The organism is Candidatus Eremiobacteraceae bacterium (assembly GCA_035295225.1).
Classification (GTDB): domain Bacteria; phylum Vulcanimicrobiota; class Vulcanimicrobiia; order Eremiobacterales; family Eremiobacteraceae; genus JABCYQ01.
This window is the reverse complement of the sequence record DATGJI010000034.1, coordinates 1-15,635: the sequence shown is the minus strand read 5'-3', so window position 1 is coordinate 15,635 and position 15,635 is coordinate 1. Positions and strand designations below refer to the sequence as shown.

General features: G+C 65.2%; 14 protein-coding genes. 3 read left to right on the top strand and 11 right to left on the bottom strand.

The window, feature by feature from the left end; translation table 11 throughout:
• Window positions 1–62 precede the first annotated feature (62 nt).
• Together VKT51_05985 and VKT51_05980 are read right to left on the bottom strand one after the other, a co-directional pair.
• On the bottom strand, window positions 63–1,124 hold the full coding sequence (locus VKT51_05985; protein ID HLJ83705.1) for a glycosyltransferase family 1 protein: 1,062 nt from the start codon (window positions 1,122–1,124) through the stop codon (window positions 63–65).
• A gap of 7 nt (window positions 1,125–1,131) precedes the next feature.
• A complete protein-coding gene (locus tag VKT51_05980; GenBank protein ID HLJ83704.1) occupies window positions 1,132–1,953 on the bottom strand; it encodes a class I SAM-dependent methyltransferase in 822 nt (273 codons plus the stop codon).
• A gap of 70 nt (window positions 1,954–2,023) precedes the next feature.
• Between VKT51_05980 and VKT51_05975 the strand changes: the two genes are divergently transcribed.
• Window positions 2,024–2,962: a hypothetical protein gene (locus VKT51_05975; protein HLJ83703.1), complete on the top strand. Its 939-nt coding sequence runs from the start codon at window positions 2,024–2,026 to the stop codon at window positions 2,960–2,962.
• A 101-nt stretch (window positions 2,963–3,063) separates the two neighbouring features.
• Here VKT51_05975 and VKT51_05970 read toward each other — a convergent pair whose 3' ends face one another.
• A complete protein-coding gene (locus VKT51_05970) occupies window positions 3,064–4,221 on the bottom strand; it encodes a glycosyltransferase (GenBank protein HLJ83702.1) in 1,158 nt (385 codons plus the stop codon).
• A gap of 35 nt (window positions 4,222–4,256) precedes the next feature.
• Between VKT51_05970 and VKT51_05965 the strand changes: the two genes are divergently transcribed.
• Window positions 4,257–5,003, top strand: coding sequence for a hypothetical protein (locus VKT51_05965; GenBank protein ID HLJ83701.1), 747 nt, complete (start codon window positions 4,257–4,259; stop codon window positions 5,001–5,003).
• Here the strand turns inward: VKT51_05965 and VKT51_05960 are convergent.
• Complete coding sequence (locus tag VKT51_05960) at window positions 5,000–5,908, bottom strand: sulfotransferase (protein ID HLJ83700.1); 909 nt, start codon at window positions 5,906–5,908, stop codon at window positions 5,000–5,002. The genes VKT51_05965 and VKT51_05960 overlap by 4 nt on opposite strands.
• A 17-nt stretch (window positions 5,909–5,925) precedes the next feature.
• Window positions 5,926–7,656, bottom strand: a complete 1,731-nt coding sequence (locus VKT51_05955) for an ABC transporter ATP-binding protein (protein ID HLJ83699.1) — start codon at window positions 7,654–7,656, stop codon at window positions 5,926–5,928.
• Between the two features lie 155 nt (window positions 7,657–7,811).
• On the opposite strand from VKT51_05955, the gene VKT51_05950 reads away from it, so the two are divergent.
• Window positions 7,812–8,402: a hypothetical protein gene (locus VKT51_05950; GenBank protein HLJ83698.1), complete on the top strand. Its 591-nt coding sequence runs from the start codon at window positions 7,812–7,814 to the stop codon at window positions 8,400–8,402.
• 102 nt (window positions 8,403–8,504) lie between these two features.
• Here the strand turns inward: VKT51_05950 and VKT51_05945 are convergent, their stop codons facing one another.
• From VKT51_05945 to VKT51_05920, 6 genes are all read right to left on the bottom strand, one after another.
• On the bottom strand, window positions 8,505–9,908 hold the full coding sequence (locus tag VKT51_05945) for an FAD-binding domain-containing protein (GenBank protein ID HLJ83697.1): 1,404 nt from the start codon (window positions 9,906–9,908) through the stop codon (window positions 8,505–8,507).
• 107 nt (window positions 9,909–10,015) lie between these two features.
• The gene (locus VKT51_05940; GenBank protein ID HLJ83696.1) at window positions 10,016–10,477 is read right to left on the bottom strand and encodes a cytochrome c; all 462 of its coding nucleotides are present in this window, start codon (window positions 10,475–10,477) and stop codon (window positions 10,016–10,018) included.
• Between the two features lie 46 nt (window positions 10,478–10,523).
• The gene (locus VKT51_05935) at window positions 10,524–11,804 is read right to left on the bottom strand and encodes an MFS transporter (protein HLJ83695.1); all 1,281 of its coding nucleotides are present in this window, start codon (window positions 11,802–11,804) and stop codon (window positions 10,524–10,526) included.
• Window positions 11,801–12,547 carry an NTP transferase domain-containing protein gene (locus VKT51_05930; GenBank protein HLJ83694.1) on the bottom strand — a complete coding sequence of 249 codons (747 nt, stop codon included), beginning with the start codon at window positions 12,545–12,547 and terminating at the stop codon, window positions 11,801–11,803. Before VKT51_05930 ends, VKT51_05935 begins: the two co-directional genes overlap by 4 nt.
• A complete protein-coding gene (locus VKT51_05925; GenBank protein ID HLJ83693.1) occupies window positions 12,544–13,764 on the bottom strand; it encodes a methyltransferase domain-containing protein in 1,221 nt (406 codons plus the stop codon). Before VKT51_05925 ends, VKT51_05930 begins: the two co-directional genes overlap by 4 nt.
• A 3-nt stretch (window positions 13,765–13,767) precedes the next feature.
• The coding region (locus VKT51_05920) for an ABC-F family ATP-binding cassette domain-containing protein (protein ID HLJ83692.1) at window positions 13,768–15,635 on the bottom strand (1,868 nt) is incomplete at its 5' end.

Below are 15,635 nucleotides of genomic sequence, written 5' to 3'. Positions count from 1 at the left end.
GTGTTGCGTATTAAGTTTTCGCTCGATCGTGAGACGTGTCTTCGCTACAGCGATACCGTTTCCTACGCCGCCGCCGCGGCTTTTGCAAGAATCGCCAAGGTCGCTTCGGCGGCGCGGTCCCAGGTCATGGTTGCAGCCCTGCGCAGTCCGCGCTCCCGCAAATCAGCCTGTTTCATGGGATCCGACAAGACGAGGTTGATCGCGCCTGTCAGCTGCTGTTCATCGCCGGACCGGAAGTACAGTGCCGCGTCGCCGCCCGCTTCCGGAATGGCGCTTGCGTCGGATGCGATGACCGGCGCTCCCGCCGCCATCGCCTCCAGCACCGGCAGCCCGAAGCCTTCGTACGATGAAGGGTACACGACCGCCGCCGCACCCGCATATAATGAAGCGACTCGTTCGTCTGAGACCGGACCGAGGCCGATGACGCGCGGCCGGCGCGATGCATCGTCGAGCATCGCGGTGCCTCGGCCGACTAGCACGATCGCCAATCCGTCCTGGCTGGAATCCGGCAGCTGCTTGGCCGCCGCGAGAAACAGGTCGAGTCCTTTGCGCGGTTCGGGCTCACCCACGAAAAGCAGATAGCGGCGCACCCCGTCAAAGAGCGCGGGTTTGGCGGTGAGGTGGGGATCGACACCGAGGTGGACCACATCGATGTTCGCAGCCGGCAACCGAATATGCCGTTCAAGCTCCGCCTTTGAGTACTCCGAGTCGGTGATCACGCGTCGCGCTCGTTCGGCCGCGAGCAGAAACGGGGCTCGCTCCCTCTTCGCCGCCGCAGCGTCGCTCGGCGGGAGCTCGAAAAGCGATGCGTCGTGGAGGGTAGCGACCGATACCAGGTCGGTCGTCCAGGACATGCCGTTCCACGGAAACCAAGCCACGTCGAAACGGCCCGGCCTCGCAGCGTTCCTATGCGCGATGGGTAAGCGCCCGCTCGGGAGCTGCGCTCTGTACGGCGCGGCATGAAGCCACGCCGGCCATTCCGGAATGATGAGCGTCGGCGTGACGCGATCGGCCGCATTGCGCTGCCACGAATCCACGATCGCCCGCACGTATCGCCCTATGCCGCGGCGGTCGTGCGGCAGGTTCCACGCGTCGACCGCGACGCGCAGTTTGGAGCCGATCACGAGCCGATCAGAAAAACCAGAAGCGCTTGCGCCGCGCGGCGCGCGGGGCGCCCTTCGTGAACGTCACGATGAAGGCATAGCGCAGATCGCGCCGGATCGCGCCGAGCTTATATGCCGCGTCGTCACCGCGCATGAAGTCGCGGTATTGTTCTTCGCTGAAGCGCAGCCGGTCGCCGGGAGGATACGGCGCGATCTCCACGCCGCCGAGTCCCGCGCCTTCTGCAAGAGCGATCATATCGTCGAGCGAGACGGAGTCCTCGAGCACGCCATGAGACTTCGACTCCGACTTTGCTTGATCGGATTCATGATGGTGGCCGCCGGGCTCGACGAATGTCGCGCGCCCGCCGTCAGCGAGGACGCGCGAGAACTCGGCGAAGATCGCCTGCTTGTTCGGGATGTGATGGAATGCATCGAAACACGCGACTCGATCAAACGATGCGTCGGCGAACGGGAATCGATAGCCGTCGTACGTCGCATATTCTAGCGGCACGTCCGTATTCAATTGCGGCGATGCGGTCGCCGCGGCGCGCGCGAATTCGACGGCAGACTCGGCTACGTCAATGCCGGCGGCTCCCATGCCCAGTTGGTTGATGATGCGCGCGAGCCAGCCGGCGCCGGTGCCGAAATCGAGCACTCTGACGCCCGGGCGGAGATCCATGGCATAGAGCATCAAGCCGAGTTTGTACACGAGTTGAGGGGCGCACACGGTGCAGCAGAACGGCTTGCGCGTCTCGTGCCGCAAGCCGACGTCGGTGGCGACGAAGTCGCTGAAGCGCCGTTCCGCTGCGGCGTTGAAACGGTCGATCACCGTGCGGTCACTCGTGTCCATTTACTCCTCGGGTGGCTCACAGCGACTCCTAAGGAAAGGAGGTCGCACGCGTTCGGGCAATTCGGTCAGCATGCTCCGGTCTCCCGGCATCGTCGCCAACATAATCGTCGGCGCGAAGCCCGAACCGTATCTCGCGGCGTCCCTCGACGCTATCGCGGACGTCTGCGACCACGCGGTCATCAACGACAATAGCGGAACGCCGTCCGGCGCAAATGCGCCGGTCTACACACGCTCGCGTCTCGCCGCGACCGGGCGGCTCACCGTGATCCGCACCCGCTTTGAGAATTTCTCCGTCGCGCGAAACACGTGTCTCGAATCGATACCTCGCCCGTTCAAAGGCGGCTGGATTCTCTTCGTCGACGCAGACGAGATTCACGGCGCCGAGCTTCCGGCGATGGCCAATCTGCTGGACCGCTTGCCCGACGATATCGATGCGGTCGACGGCTACAGCCGCCACTACTGGGGGTCGTTTCGCTGGTGGGTCGCCATCGACCGGCGGCTCTGTTTCTTCCGCCACACGCCGCGCGTCAGCTGGTCCGGCGCGGTGCACGAGCGGCTGACTGGCGCCGATCGCCGTGCCGTTCTTCCCTCGGTCTGGGCGCACTACGGCCACGTCGTCACGCCGAGAATGGAATGGGAGAAGAGCCGGCTGTACGCTTCGCTCGGGCAGTGCGACTGGGCGCCCGATGAGAGAGCTCTTGCGACTGCCACGCCGGCGGATGTCTACGGCCAGCGAGCGCGACGCGCGATGCCGCATCGCGGCACGCATGCTCCTTTCGTCGTCCCTGTCGTCGCGGCGCTCTCACATGCTTGGTCGGCGAATTTTCGGGAGATCGATCGAATCGTCGCGTTGCAGACGCCGGCCGATCGAGCAAAAAACGCGTTTCGCGCGATGAACTACGCGCGCTTGCTGAGCTGGCGCGCCGCGGAGGCGCGCATTCGATGGGGCTGGTCGGCGAACACGGATCAGCCAGCCCGGCGACTGCTGCCCGCTTCGCGCGCCGTGTGAGGCGGACCATAAAGGTCAGAGGCGGACCATAAAGGTCAGAGGCGGACCATGAAGGTCCGAGGCGGACCATGAAGGTCCGAGGCGGACCATAAAGGTCCGCCCTACAGAGCCGCCGCGAATCGCTTGATCGCCACTTCATAGCCTTGTTGCGTCGCGCGCGCGCCGCGCTGCGCGGTGAGCCGCGCGATGCGCTGATCGAGGGCATCACCGCGTGCGCGCGCCGGCCGGGCTCGCGCTCGCTCGACGGCAGCCGCGATGGATGCTGGATCGGCCGGATCCGCATAGTCGGCATCGTCTTCGAAATACTCGGCTTCAGCACCGCGGTCGCCTACGACGATTTTTGCGCCGGCCGCGGCCGCTTCCAGACTCGCGATGCCGGCCGTCTCCACCCACGATGCCAAGACGTGGACCTCGCATCGGCCATAGAGGCGGAGCAGCGTCTCGCGGTCGACCGCTCCCAGAAAATGCGAATTTGTCGACCAGCTCGCAACCGCATCGAACGGCCATGGATCGTGCGCCGCACCGACCACCGAGATGGTCAACGGACTATTGCGCAGCCCGAGGAGCGTGGTGGTCTGATTCTTGCGCGCTTCGATCCGACCCACGCATAAAACGCCGCTGCGCGATGTCTGCCAATACGCCGAAGGCGTGAGATCGGCGGCGATCGGCACGACGACGAACGGAATTTCGCGCACGCCGAGGCGCATGAGGCAGTCGCGCGCTTCAATCGTGCTGTTCGGCAGCAGCACGTCTGCCCGGCGAAGCAGATCTGCCTGCGCTGCGCGCGAACGAGCGAGGCGGATTCGATCGCGTAAGCTCAAGAACGACGCGGCAGATCGCCCGCGCCACACGCGTAACTGGCGCTCCAGTCGAGACGCGTCGCGCAGGCGCTCGAACAGGCGGTGTTGCGCAAGACCGCGGCCGGTGTATTCCTCGAGATCGAGCCACACGGGTGAGAGCGCGATGGGGACGCGCGCCCGTTCACATGCGGCGATCTGCTGCGCGCAGATCTCCGGCTGGCCGACGTTGAAGACGTGCGCGATATCGTAGCCGCGCGGGTCAGGATCAGCGGTGTATTCGACGTCCGCCTGCACGCCGGCAGCATTCAAGGCGGCGGCCGTGTCGCGCACGAGCACGGTGTCGCCGCCGAATCGAGTCTCCGCGTCGGGCCTCATGATGAGCAATGCGCGCAGCGCCATGCGGCGGACATACAGCGGCGCGTGGACCGCGACCTTGCTCCGCCGCGTCCGTACGAGCATAGGATTGCCCGGGCCGCCTGACGTACACGGCGCCGATGTTGCCGACGCTCCGACGGACCCTCACCCCTTGGATAGCGTCACCCAACGACTATGAGAAGCAGATCCGCTCCCAGAACGGCGAAGACGGTATCCTCGTCGAGATTTTCTCGCGCCTCAAGATACGTCGCGGTTTCTTCGTCGAGTTCGGGGTGCAAGACGGCGCGCAGTGCAACGCGGCGCACCTCGCGTTAGACCGCCAATGGACGGGCGTCATGATCGAGGGTAACGACGATTACGCGCCGGCGCTGATGCAGCGCTACGAAGGAACGGCTACGCGTGTCGTCTCCGCCTTCGTCACTGCGGAGAACATCGCCGGTCTCTTCCAAGAGGCGGGGGTGCCTCAGGACTTCGACCTCCTTTCCGTCGACATCGACGGCAACGATTACTGGGTCTGGCGAGCGCTTCACGCATATCGGCCGAAAGTAGTGGTCATCGAGTATAACGCAGTCCACGTGCCGCCCGAGCGCTGGGTGATGCGCTACGACCCGGCGCACGTCTGGGATGGCTCGACGTACTACGGCGCGAGCCTTGCTTCGTTAGCGGCACTCGGCGAATCGATGGGATACGCGTTGCTCTGCACAGACGTCCGCGGCGTCAACGCGTTCTTTCTCCGGCGCGAATGTGTGGCTGCGGTTCGGTTCGCGCTTCCATCGCTCGAGCGCGCCTATCACCCCGTCGCATTCCAGGGCTCTACCGGCGCCATAGGTCATCCGCCTGGAGACGGGCCGTTCGTGCGGATCTAGGCACGCCGCAGCGGCATGAGTTCGCCGCCGTATAAGTAGGACAGGCCGAAGGCGTCGATCGTCTCGAGCGCCCAACGCAGTTGTTCGGCGGTGAACGCAGAGCGCCACGTGTCCACGAGGTCATCGCCCTTTGCGATAGCGCCGGCACGGTCGAGCGCGGTCGCCGACGGGCGGCGCACAGCCCGCGCGAGGCGCTCGCGATCAAAAGGTATGTCCGCATAGTCCATCAGCCGGCCCGCTTCCCCATCCGGATTTGCGGAAAGCGATTCGTAGTACACGGTGCGATGTTCGCACGTCGCGATCTGCCGCTCCGCGACGAGATATTCGATGCACCAGGCTATGACGTGCCTCTCGAAATCCGTTCGCGCTTGAGCGATGCGGTCAAGATGGGGTGCGAGATGATCGAAGACGAGCTTCTCTTGGCTCACGAATTCTGCTTGGAGATCCATCGCCGGCGTGTGCGCGAGGCGCGACCGGACCGTCGCCAGCGGGTGGCGCAGCAGATAGATGATCTTCATGCCCGGGAAATTCTTTGCAAGCCAGCCGATCATGAGATTCGCGCGCACTTCTTTGACGAGCCGGCGCGAACAGAATAGCCGCCGGTTGTACATGTCCACGCGATCGTGGCGCAAGCGGCCCGTCAGGACTTCGTCGGCGTAGCGGAGGTGCGCCGGTGAGTCCTCGTTTGGCCGAAGGTACTGCCAATTCGCGAATGCAGCCGCAGCGGGTACCTCACCCGCATAGAACGGCTCGAACATATAGCGGAAATCGTTGCGGTAGTTCAGCAGCTCGGCCAGCCACGTCGAGCCGCCGCGCCCGGCGCTCGTGATCAGAAGCGTCCGTCTTGGATCGCGGTTGGAGTCGACGAAATGCTTGACGAGCACGTTGCGGATCGCGCCGATCACCGGGGGACGAGCTCCACCTAGGTCGTCGTCTCCGCCGGCTCCAGCTGTTGCGTCCGATACAGCCGCGCGTAGAGGCCCTCGCGTGCGATGAGCTCCGCGTGCGTGCCACGTTCGACGACCCGTCCCTCATCGATGACGAGGATCAACGTCGCGCGCCGGATCGTCGAGAGGCGGTGCGCGATGATGAAGGTCGTGCGTCCGACGAGCAGGCGGTCGAGCGCGTCGTTGATGAGGGCTTCGGATTGGGCATCGAGGGACGACGTCGCTTCGTCGAGGATGAGGATGCGCGGCTTGCGTAAGATCGCGCGCGCGATAGCGATCCGCTGACGTTCCCCGCCTGAAAGGCGAATGCCGCGCGCCCCGACCAGGGTCTGATAACCGTTCGGGAACTTCGAGACGAACTCGTCGGCGTTCGCCTGTGCCGCCGCATCCCGCACTTCTTCTGCTGTTGCATCGAGCCGCCCGTAACGCACGTTGTCTGCGATCGTCCCCGAGAACAGCTGCGGATCCTGCGGCACGATGGCGATCGCCCCACGCAAGGTGTCGAGCGTGGCCGTTCGGATGTCGCGGCCATCAACCGACACCGCGCCGTGAGTCGGGCTATAAAAGCGCGGTATCAAGTTGACGATCGTCGTCTTCCCCGATCCGGACGGCCCGACCAGCGCGACGATGTCGCCGGGCGCAATCGAGGCGGTCACGCCTTTGAGCACGTCGTTGACGCCGTCGTACGAGAACCGGACGTCGCTGAATTCCACCGCCCCATGGACGTCCTTTAGCGGCGTTGCGCCCGGCGCGTCGCTCGCTTCGACCGGCAAATCGAGGATTTCAAAGGCGCGTTTGGCGCCGATATACGCTTTGTTCAAGTCGCCGACGTAGTTCGAGATCTGGCTGACCGGATTTCCCGAGACCATCGCAAGCGTGAAGAACGCCGCCCATTCCTGGATCGAGAGCCGCCCGATGACCACTTCGTAGAATGAGTAGCCGGCGAGAATGGCAAGGCCCAGGCTGACGATGACGTCTACGACCGGCGTCTGTGTCAGCGCGATCTGCGTCATCTTCAACGAAGCGCCGAGATATGCATCATTGCGGTCCGTGAATCGTCCGAACTCATGCTCCTCGCGGCCGAACGCTTTGATGACGCGCATCGAGTCGATCGACTCCACGAAGACCGCGTTGACGTCGGCCACTCGTGCAAGAGACGTTCCGGTCACGCCGCGCAGCATGACCGAGAATCGCGAAACCGCATAGGACACGAACGGCGCCACCGCCATCAGCACGAGCAGCAGCCGCCAATTCACGACCGCCATGGCTACGACCGAACCCACGAGCGTCAAGATGGCGCCGATGAACTGCGGCGACGACATGACGCCTTGAACCATGATGTTCACGTCGTTGGAGAACCGGGAGAGAAGCTCGCCGCCGCGCCAGCGATCGAAGACGTTCAGCGGAAGGTATTCGATGCGCCGGAACAGTTCGGAACGGATGCGCGCGACGATTTGCTGTCCCGTCGCGGCGATAGTATATGAGCCTGCGTACGTCGCGGCGTTCTTGATCAGGTTAAGGATGGCAAAGGCGAGCAGCGTCTCAAAGAGCAGATTGAGGCTTTTGCCCTGGACCGACGAGACGATCGATTCGGCGACTTTGAAATAGGCGATCGTGGCCGCCGAGCCGAGGGCCGTACACGCAAGGCCGAGCGCGATCCGCCACGCGTGCGGCCGCGCATAATTCAGCAGTCGCTTATAGACCATGTGTGTCCGGCCTGTTTGGCCGAGCGCACGGGGAATCCCCCAATTCGCGGCGTGCGACACCGGTGAAACAAAGTGCAAACGCCTAGGTACAGCAGAGCGGATGGACTTTTGGAAACCACAGGAGACGGGATTCCACGCGTCATCGGAGGAGCCACATGAGCTGCTATTATCACCCTGCCGTTCCAACCGCTCTCGTCTGCCGAGATTGCGGTCGCGAGATCTGCGCGCACTGCTCGGTCGACGCTGTTTGCCCGGGCTGCCGATTGGGCAGGGCCATCAACGCGCATGCCGCTGACCGGCCTCGTTTGGCCGGCGCAGCCAACGGCGGTACGCGCACCGCTGGCCCGGAGACCGCAGCCGCACCGCCGCCGAGTCAGCCCCGTGCCTCTGCCAACGTGAGCACGATCGAACCGGCGCCGTCGTCGGAAGACCGCTTGCTTGCGGCGCTCTGCTACCCGCTTTGGCCGCTCGCGCTTCTTATGCTCTTCATCCGCTCGCATCGCAATGCGTTCGTGCGTTATCACATCGTGCAGGCCTTGGGTGTGAATGCCCTCGGCGTGCTGGTCTATCTCGTATACAGCTACAGCGTCAATCTGCCGCTCGTCGGTTGGCAGAGCGCGCTCTTCATGCCGTTCATGGTGCCGGCGTGGTTTTTCGTTGACTTGTATCTCGCCGTCCGAACGTTCGGCGGTCACACACCGCGCGTTCCGATCGCGGCGGACTACGCGGAGAAATACGCGGCGTAGCTGTTGAGGTGGGGCGGACCTTTGTGATGTGGGGCAGACCTTTGTGATGTGGGGCGGACCTTCATGGTCCGCCGGCGGGCCGTAAAGGCCCGCCCTCCATCATTATGCTCCGCGGTGCGCTTTGTAGCGCGCGAGGAACGCACGCGCGGCCGTCGCGTGATCGACGATCGGCTGCGCATAGTGGTCGGGCGTGAAGAATCCCAGCTCGATCTGGTGGCTGCGATCGACGTTCCACGGTGCGAGCGCCGCTGATGTCGGCAATTTTGCAAGCTCAGGAACGTAGCGGCGGATGTAGACCGCCTGCGCATCGAAGAAACGCGCCTGTTTCACCGGATTATAGATCCGCGGATAGGAGGCCTGATCCGAGCCGCTACCGGCGATGCGCTGCCAATTGCCGTCGCACTGCGCGTCGTCGGCTTCGAGCAGTTGGTCCATCCAAAGATCGCGGCCCGCACGCCAGTCGCCGCCGAGATCGATGCACCAGAACGACGCTGCGCAAATCGCGGCGCGCTGGTGCACGTGCCCTTCTGCATGCAGTTGGCGCATCGCAGCGTCGACGAGCGGATAGCCGGTATTTCCGGAGGCAAAGCGCTGCAGCGTCTCCGCCGGCACCGCGGCCGCGAAGCCGCGCATCTTCGGCTGTTGCTCGGTGTCGTGAAGCGACGGGTCGAAATAACTGAGCTGAATGTAAAAGTCGCGCATCGCCAGACGACGCATCACGGTCTGCATCGAGTGACGCTCTTCCACGAGCGTCCACGATCGCGACATCTTCTCTGCGAGCGCGCCATAGATCTGGCGCGGACTTATGCAGCCAAAACGAAGCGATGCGGCAAGGCGAGAGGTGCCGCCGCGTCCTGGGTATTCCGCGTTGGTCCGATAGTCGCCGGCCGATGCGGTGATGAAATGCGTGAGACGATCGGCGGCCCAGGCCTCACCCGGACCGGCCACGCCGAACGCGCCGCCAAAATCGGGCAGCGGCCCTTCTTCGTCGTCCCGTCCGTTCGGGGGCGACTCGGGCCCCGGCAGATCCGCCGGCATGCCGCGCCACACATCGTAGAACGCCGGAAACACGAGATACCCGGCGCCGGGCGCCTGTTTCTTCTCGGCCACGGCTTCGGGTTCGTGTACGCAGTCGGCGCGTCCGGTATGCAGTGCAAGGCCGGCCTTAGCAAGCGCGGCTGCGACTTCAGCTTCTTGTGCTCGCTCGAGACTGCTGTATCCGCGGGCGCAGTAGACGGCATTCGCTCCAAGGCGGATTGCGGCGCTCGCGATCGCTTCGCCGGCCGCTCCGTCGCAAAGCGTCAGCGAAGCATCGCGCTTTGCGAGATCCGCCCGCATCTTCTTGAGGCAGCCGCACGCAAAGGCACGCTGACGGGCGTTCAACGAACCGAAGTCCGCCGAGGCGAACACGCCGTAGGTCGTGGTTGCCGCGGCGCGCGCGGCGCTAAGCGCGGGGTTGTCGCGCAGACGCAGATCGCGACGAAACCAATATAGATTGACGGTCACTACGTTTTGGGTTTGGCACCGTCACGCAGCGGCGCCTGCACGCGCTGGGTTGTCAGAATGCGAAAGCCCGACCGAGCGGCCGGGCTTGCGCGAATCGATCGCCCGTCTTACTTCTTGAGCGACGCGACGTATGCGGAGATGTCCGCGAGATCCTTATCGGTTATGCCGCCTAATTTCGGCATCGCCGAATCCTTGTCGACCGCGGCGGGGTTGCGGACCATGAATGCTACCTGACCTGCCTTGAGCCCCGTGCCCGCGAGAGTCGGCCCTACCTGTCCGTTCTTCCCGCCGGCGCCGTGGCAGCTCTCGCAATTGGCCGCGAATAGCTTGGAGCCGTTTGCGACATCCCCAGCCGCTACTTTCATCGAGGGCAGCTTCGCAAGCGGAATCGGCAGACTGGCCGCCGCCGAGGATCCGCCGCTCGCCGCTGTCGCTGCCGCCGTCGTCGGAGCCGACGTATCGGTGCTCGAGCCGCCCGAGCTAGAATTTGAATTCGAGTTGCTTCCACAGGCGGCAACGGCGACTGCCGAAGCTACCATCACGGCCAGCAGACCTGCAATCCTTTTCACGCTGACGCTCCTCTTCTTAAGCGTTGCGGTGCGATTCTCGGGCGCCTTATCGGGCCCGCGACATCATTCCTTCCGCGTCACGCAGGGGCTCCCGCACGAACGAAAGCGCGACCGCGCCGAGAATCACGTACGCGCAGACCAATGCGAACAGCACGCGATATCCTTCACCGGGTCCGAGCTGCGCCAGCGCGCGCGAGTCGACGATGTAGCCGCCGATGAGCGGCGCGAGGACCTGCGGGCCCGATGCCCCGATGTTCCATAAAGCCATGAGCGCACCGGCGCGAGCGCGCGGCAAGAGATTGCACGCGAGCGCCCAGTCGACCGAGTAGTACGCGCCCCACCCGATACCGATCGGGATCGCGACGGCGGTCACGAAGGGCACGCTTGTCGCAAGCGTCAGTCCGAGCGCACCGACCGCGAGCGCGCCCAACGCTCCGAACATCAGCGATTTCTTCGAGAAGCGATCGCTCGCAATGCCGGCGGGAAGCGTGCCGATGAGCGAACATCCGGTCATGACGAGCAAGAGGTCGACGCTGGTCGGAAGATAGGTCGCGACCCGGATCGCATTTCTGAGATAGAACGCGAAGTACGGAAGTATCGAGTACAGGCCGAGGTTGACGAGCGAGCGCGAAACGGTCAGGATCACAAACGATCGCCGATACAGCCATGGCTCTTCGACGGCCGCCACATCCGTCGCCGCTACGCGATCGCCCGATCCAGGCGCGACCTCTCCGGCGGCGGCGAGTGTGATCACAAGGCCGATCACGAGCAGACCCGAAACCGCCGCTGCGAGCAAGAGGAGCCCGTGCTCGAAGGTCGCGACGCTGACGGTGGGGCCGGGCTGACGGACGAACGCTCTCGCGAGCAGCAACCCGCCTGCGTTACCAGCGAGCCGGAAGAGGCCCATGAACGCCGATGCGCGGCCTTGATGCTCCGGTGCGACACGATCCGGTATCAGCGCCTGATATGGGCCGCCGGCGATGTTGAGCGAGATCTGGACCGCGCAGAACGCGACGACGACCGAGAGAAACGACGGCGCGAGAGCAAAGCAGAACAGCGCCGCGACATCGCACACGGTCCCGGCGATCATGAACGGCATGCGCCTGCGCAGCCGGTCCGACGCACGACCCGCGACGTACTGCGAGATGATGGAAAGCGCCGCGCCGCATCCGAACAAGATGGACGCCGCGTGGCCCACGAATGAGGGATCGGCGAATCGGGCGATCTGGCCTTGTGCCGCCGCGCCGAGCAGCGCCGCCCAGTGCGCTTCCAATGCGAACCAATATGCAGAGAGAGCGGCCGGGTGAACGCGCCGCCCTTGCCTCACAAAGCCGCTCGTTCGTATATCGCTTGCGCGAACGCGAAATCCGACTCGTCGTCGCAATCCAACGCAAGCGCAGGGTCGGCACCGCGCAGCGCGACGACGTCGCCGCCGAGCAGGGCGCTCGCCCGCGCTTCGATCTGCGCGACGCGAACCGCGCCTCTCACGAATGCGAGCGTCAGCGCGGCGCCGAGGACCGTCGCGAGCGCGAAGAGATTCTTGCGAGCTCCAAACGCCTTGGATATGAGTTCCGTACGCTCGCGCAGCACCGCGCCGCGGATCACGAATGCGCTGCCGCCCGTGAATTCGCCGTCCGCGAGCCGCGCGAACGCGCTGCGGCCACCGGGATACGCGGCATCGAATTCCGCCCGCGTATATATAGGATAGACGATAGCGGCCGAGCTCGGCGCGCGAGCGAGCAGATCATCGAGCGCTCCTGCCGACACGAAGGGCATGTCGGAAGCGCAGAGCAGCGTGCGCTCGCCTACGATCGCCGCAAGACCGGCCAGCAGGTTCTTCTCGCCGCTCTCCGTCTCATCGACAAACCGGTCGACGTTGATGCGGGGCCGCATCTCCGCCGGGCCGACGACGGTGATACGCGACACGCCTGCCACGCCCCGTATTGCCGCGATCGTCCGATCGACGAGCGTGGCCCCGCCGATGGGAACGAGCGCCTTGATGTGCGTGCCGAACCGGCGCCGAAGCTCGGGCGGCAAGCGTGCGCCGGCGGTGACGAGCGCGTCGATCACGGCTCGGCGGTTCCGCACACGAGTGCCCACTTCTTCTCGCGCAGCGTCGCGCAAATCACGACGGCATCACCGCCGTCGCCGACGCGCAGCAGCGCGCGGATCTCGTCGGGCAGCATCGGGAATGCGCGCGTCTTCACGATCACGTTTTGCAATGCGAGTTCGCGCAGCCGCGCCCGGACGCGATGGACGTTGAACGGCAAAGCCTCGATGAGGCGAAACCAGCGCGCGAAAGCGGTTCGAGCCGGCGCGTCCGCTGTGAGATAGGCGACCTTACGATCGAGTACCGAAGCATGCTCGATCGCGCAGAGTTCGCCGATCAGACCGGCGCGGATCACGGCTCCGTCCGGCTCTCCGATAAAGGTGCGGAACTCTGACGACGGCGGGGCGTCGCTGTTCAGCGTGCCGTCGAGCACCGCGGCTTGACCTGAGCGGATCACCGTGGCGCGCCGCGCGCCGTCGCATCGCGCGAGCTCGCCGCACCATAACACCGATTCTTTGCACGTGCCGCGATCGGAGACGAGTTCGACTTCAAGCGCGATACCCTGTGCAAGCCCGAGCGAGCCGCGATCATGCACGCGCAGGCCGGGTGCCGCCTTCACAGCAAGGCGGTGGCCCGGCAGATCTAAGGCGCGCGCAAGCACCGCTGCCAACGGCGGCGAGTAGTCTTCGCCGCTTTTCGCACGCTGCCCCGAACTGCGTCGCGACGGATCGGCAAAGGCTGCGTCACAGCCGGAAAGATCGACCGTCGCGGCATCGCCGCTCACGACGCGCACGCGCTCGCCGAATCCGAGCGCCGCGGCGTTCGCCTGGACGCAGGCTCGCGCGTCAGCGTCCAGATCGATGGCGAGGACGTCGCAACCTGCGCGAGCAAGCGCCAGGGTGTCGCCGCCGACCCCACAGCACAAATCGGCGACGTTATGGAGCCCGGCGAACCGCTCGGCGCGGTGCCGCGCCACCGCCTCGGCGGTGGCTTGTTCGAATCCCTCGCGCGTGAAAATCAATTCGTGCGGCCGCTCAAATTTATGCGCCCCCACGGCGCGCCGGCGGGCGAATACGGTCGCCAGCGCCGCGGCGGCGAGCGGCGCGGGCACCCGCGCGCGCGCATACGCGACCGCGTCGGTCAGGCGCGCTTCGGTGAACGCTTCAAGACCTGCTATGAGCGCTCGGCCGCGCTCGGTCGCAAGTTCTGCGTACGGGCTCTCGGGGCGCGACGTCACGGATCAGCCGGTCTCGTCTTCGCACGCCGAGAGCTCGTCGATCGCACGTTCCCACGCCGACATCGCATCGGAACGCAAGCGGGCGAGCGACTCCAATTCAGAGGTCGCGGCGCGCATGGCCGTTGGATCTTTGCCGATTCCGGGCGCAGCGAACCGTGCTTCGACCTCACTCACACGCGCGTCCAGTTCTTCGATCTCGAGCTCTCGCGCAGCGCAATCGGCTTCGAGTTGCGCTCTGCGGTTCTTAGAGAGAGGCACGCGCGGCGGCGATGCGCGCTTCGATCCATCGTCCGGCGGTGCGGCATCGGACGAGGGCACGGAATTTCTCGATTCGAACGCCGCGTAGCCGCCGTCGAAAAGCTCCCATCCGCTCTCGGACAGCGCGAGCACCCGGTCGGCGATGCGCTGCAGCAGGTACCGATCGTGCGAGACCGCGATGATCGATCCCGGAAACGAATCGAGCGCGCGCTCGAACGCTTCGCGGCTGTCGATATCGAGGTCGTTCGTCGGCTCATCCAAGAGCAGGCATGGCGCTTCGCCTGCGATCAGGCGCGCGAGCATGATGCGCCTGCGTTCGCCGCCGGAAAACGATTCCACGGGCTTATCGCCGGCATCGCCGCTCAAGCCTAGCGCTCCGAGCAGCGTGCGCGCGCGGTGCGGCGTGATACCCGGCGCGTGCGCGACTGCATCAACGGCTCGCACCCCGGAGGCAAGCGCTTCGCTTGAATCCTGGGAGAAGTACGCAGGCGCAACTCCGGACCCGAACCTGACGGTTCCCGCGTCCGGCTCGAGCGCGCCCGCGATGATCTTCAACAGCGTGGATTTGCCCGCGCCGTTTGGACCGACGACGGCGAGCCGCTCACCCGCGGTGAGCTCGAAATGCAAACCGGAGAAAAGCGGCTTGGCGAATCGCTTTGCGAGGCCGTCGACAGAAACGGCGATACCTTTGCCCGCCGCGCGTGAGGACTGCAGGCCGATCCCGATCGCGCGCGCGCGGCGCCGCGGCCCGGAAGGCGCGACGAGTTTCGCCAACTGTTTTTCGCGGCTTCTGACCTGCGCGTAGTTGTGCGAACCATGCGTCCGCAGCTCGGCGATGACTTTGAGACGCCGCTCACGCTCGGCTGCGAAGCGTTCGCTCTCGGCAGCCGCCGCTTCTTCTCGTATCTGCCGCTCGACAAGGAAAGCAGCGTACGCGCCCCCACCTCTCGGCGCCGGATACTCGATGACCTTGCCTGCATCGAGCTCCCAGATCGCCGTCGAAACGCGATCGAGCACGTAGCGGTCGTGCGAGACGATGATGTACGCTCGACGGTCGCCGATTATCAGATCTTCGAGTTTGCGAACCGCGTCGAGATCGAGATGATTGGTCGGTTCGTCGAGCAGCAGACAATCGGGATCTTCGAGCAGCACGCGCGCGAGATTCGCCCGCGTGCGTTGTCCGCCGGAAAATTCGCGCAGCGGCCGATCGAGGTCATCCTCGTCGAAGCCGAACGCAGCGACCATCGAGCGCATGCGCCGCGGCATGGCTGCGCCGCCGTGACGCTCGAAGTCGTCGTGCGCTTGGCCGTAGCGGATCATGAGACGTTCGAGATCGGTTTCGTCCGCCGTCTCCATGGCCACTTCAAGCGCGCGCAGTTCGCGCTCGTGCGCAAGGACGGTCGAGACTGCCGATTCCAAGGCCTCGCGGAGGCTTCCGCGCGCGTCTTCCGACGCATCCTGGCTGACGAACCCGAAGCGCGCGTTTCTGGCACGCACGACCGTGCCGCCATCGGCGCGATCGAGGCCGGCGACGATCCGCAACAGCGTGGATTTGCCTGCGCCGTTCTTGCCGACGAGCCCGATCTTCTGCGAATCGCGCAAGACGCCCGACG

Bases quoted from the DNA above. Each gene is read 5' to 3' on its own strand.
- VKT51_05970 (HLJ83702.1), bottom strand. From the start codon at position 4,221: ATGCTCGTACGGACGCGGCGGAGCAAGGTCGCGGTCCACGCGCCGCTG.
- VKT51_05980 (HLJ83704.1), bottom strand. From the start codon at position 1,953: ATGGACACGAGTGACCGCACGGTGATCGACCGTTTCAACGCCGCAGCG.
- VKT51_05955 (HLJ83699.1), bottom strand. From the start codon at position 7,656: ATGGTCTATAAGCGACTGCTGAATTATGCGCGGCCGCACGCGTGGCGG.
- VKT51_05950 (HLJ83698.1), top strand. From the start codon at position 7,812: ATGAGCTGCTATTATCACCCTGCCGTTCCAACCGCTCTCGTCTGCCGA.
- VKT51_05965 (HLJ83701.1), top strand. From the start codon at position 4,257: ATGTTGCCGACGCTCCGACGGACCCTCACCCCTTGGATAGCGTCACCC.
- VKT51_05975 (HLJ83703.1), top strand. From the start codon at position 2,024: ATGCTCCGGTCTCCCGGCATCGTCGCCAACATAATCGTCGGCGCGAAG.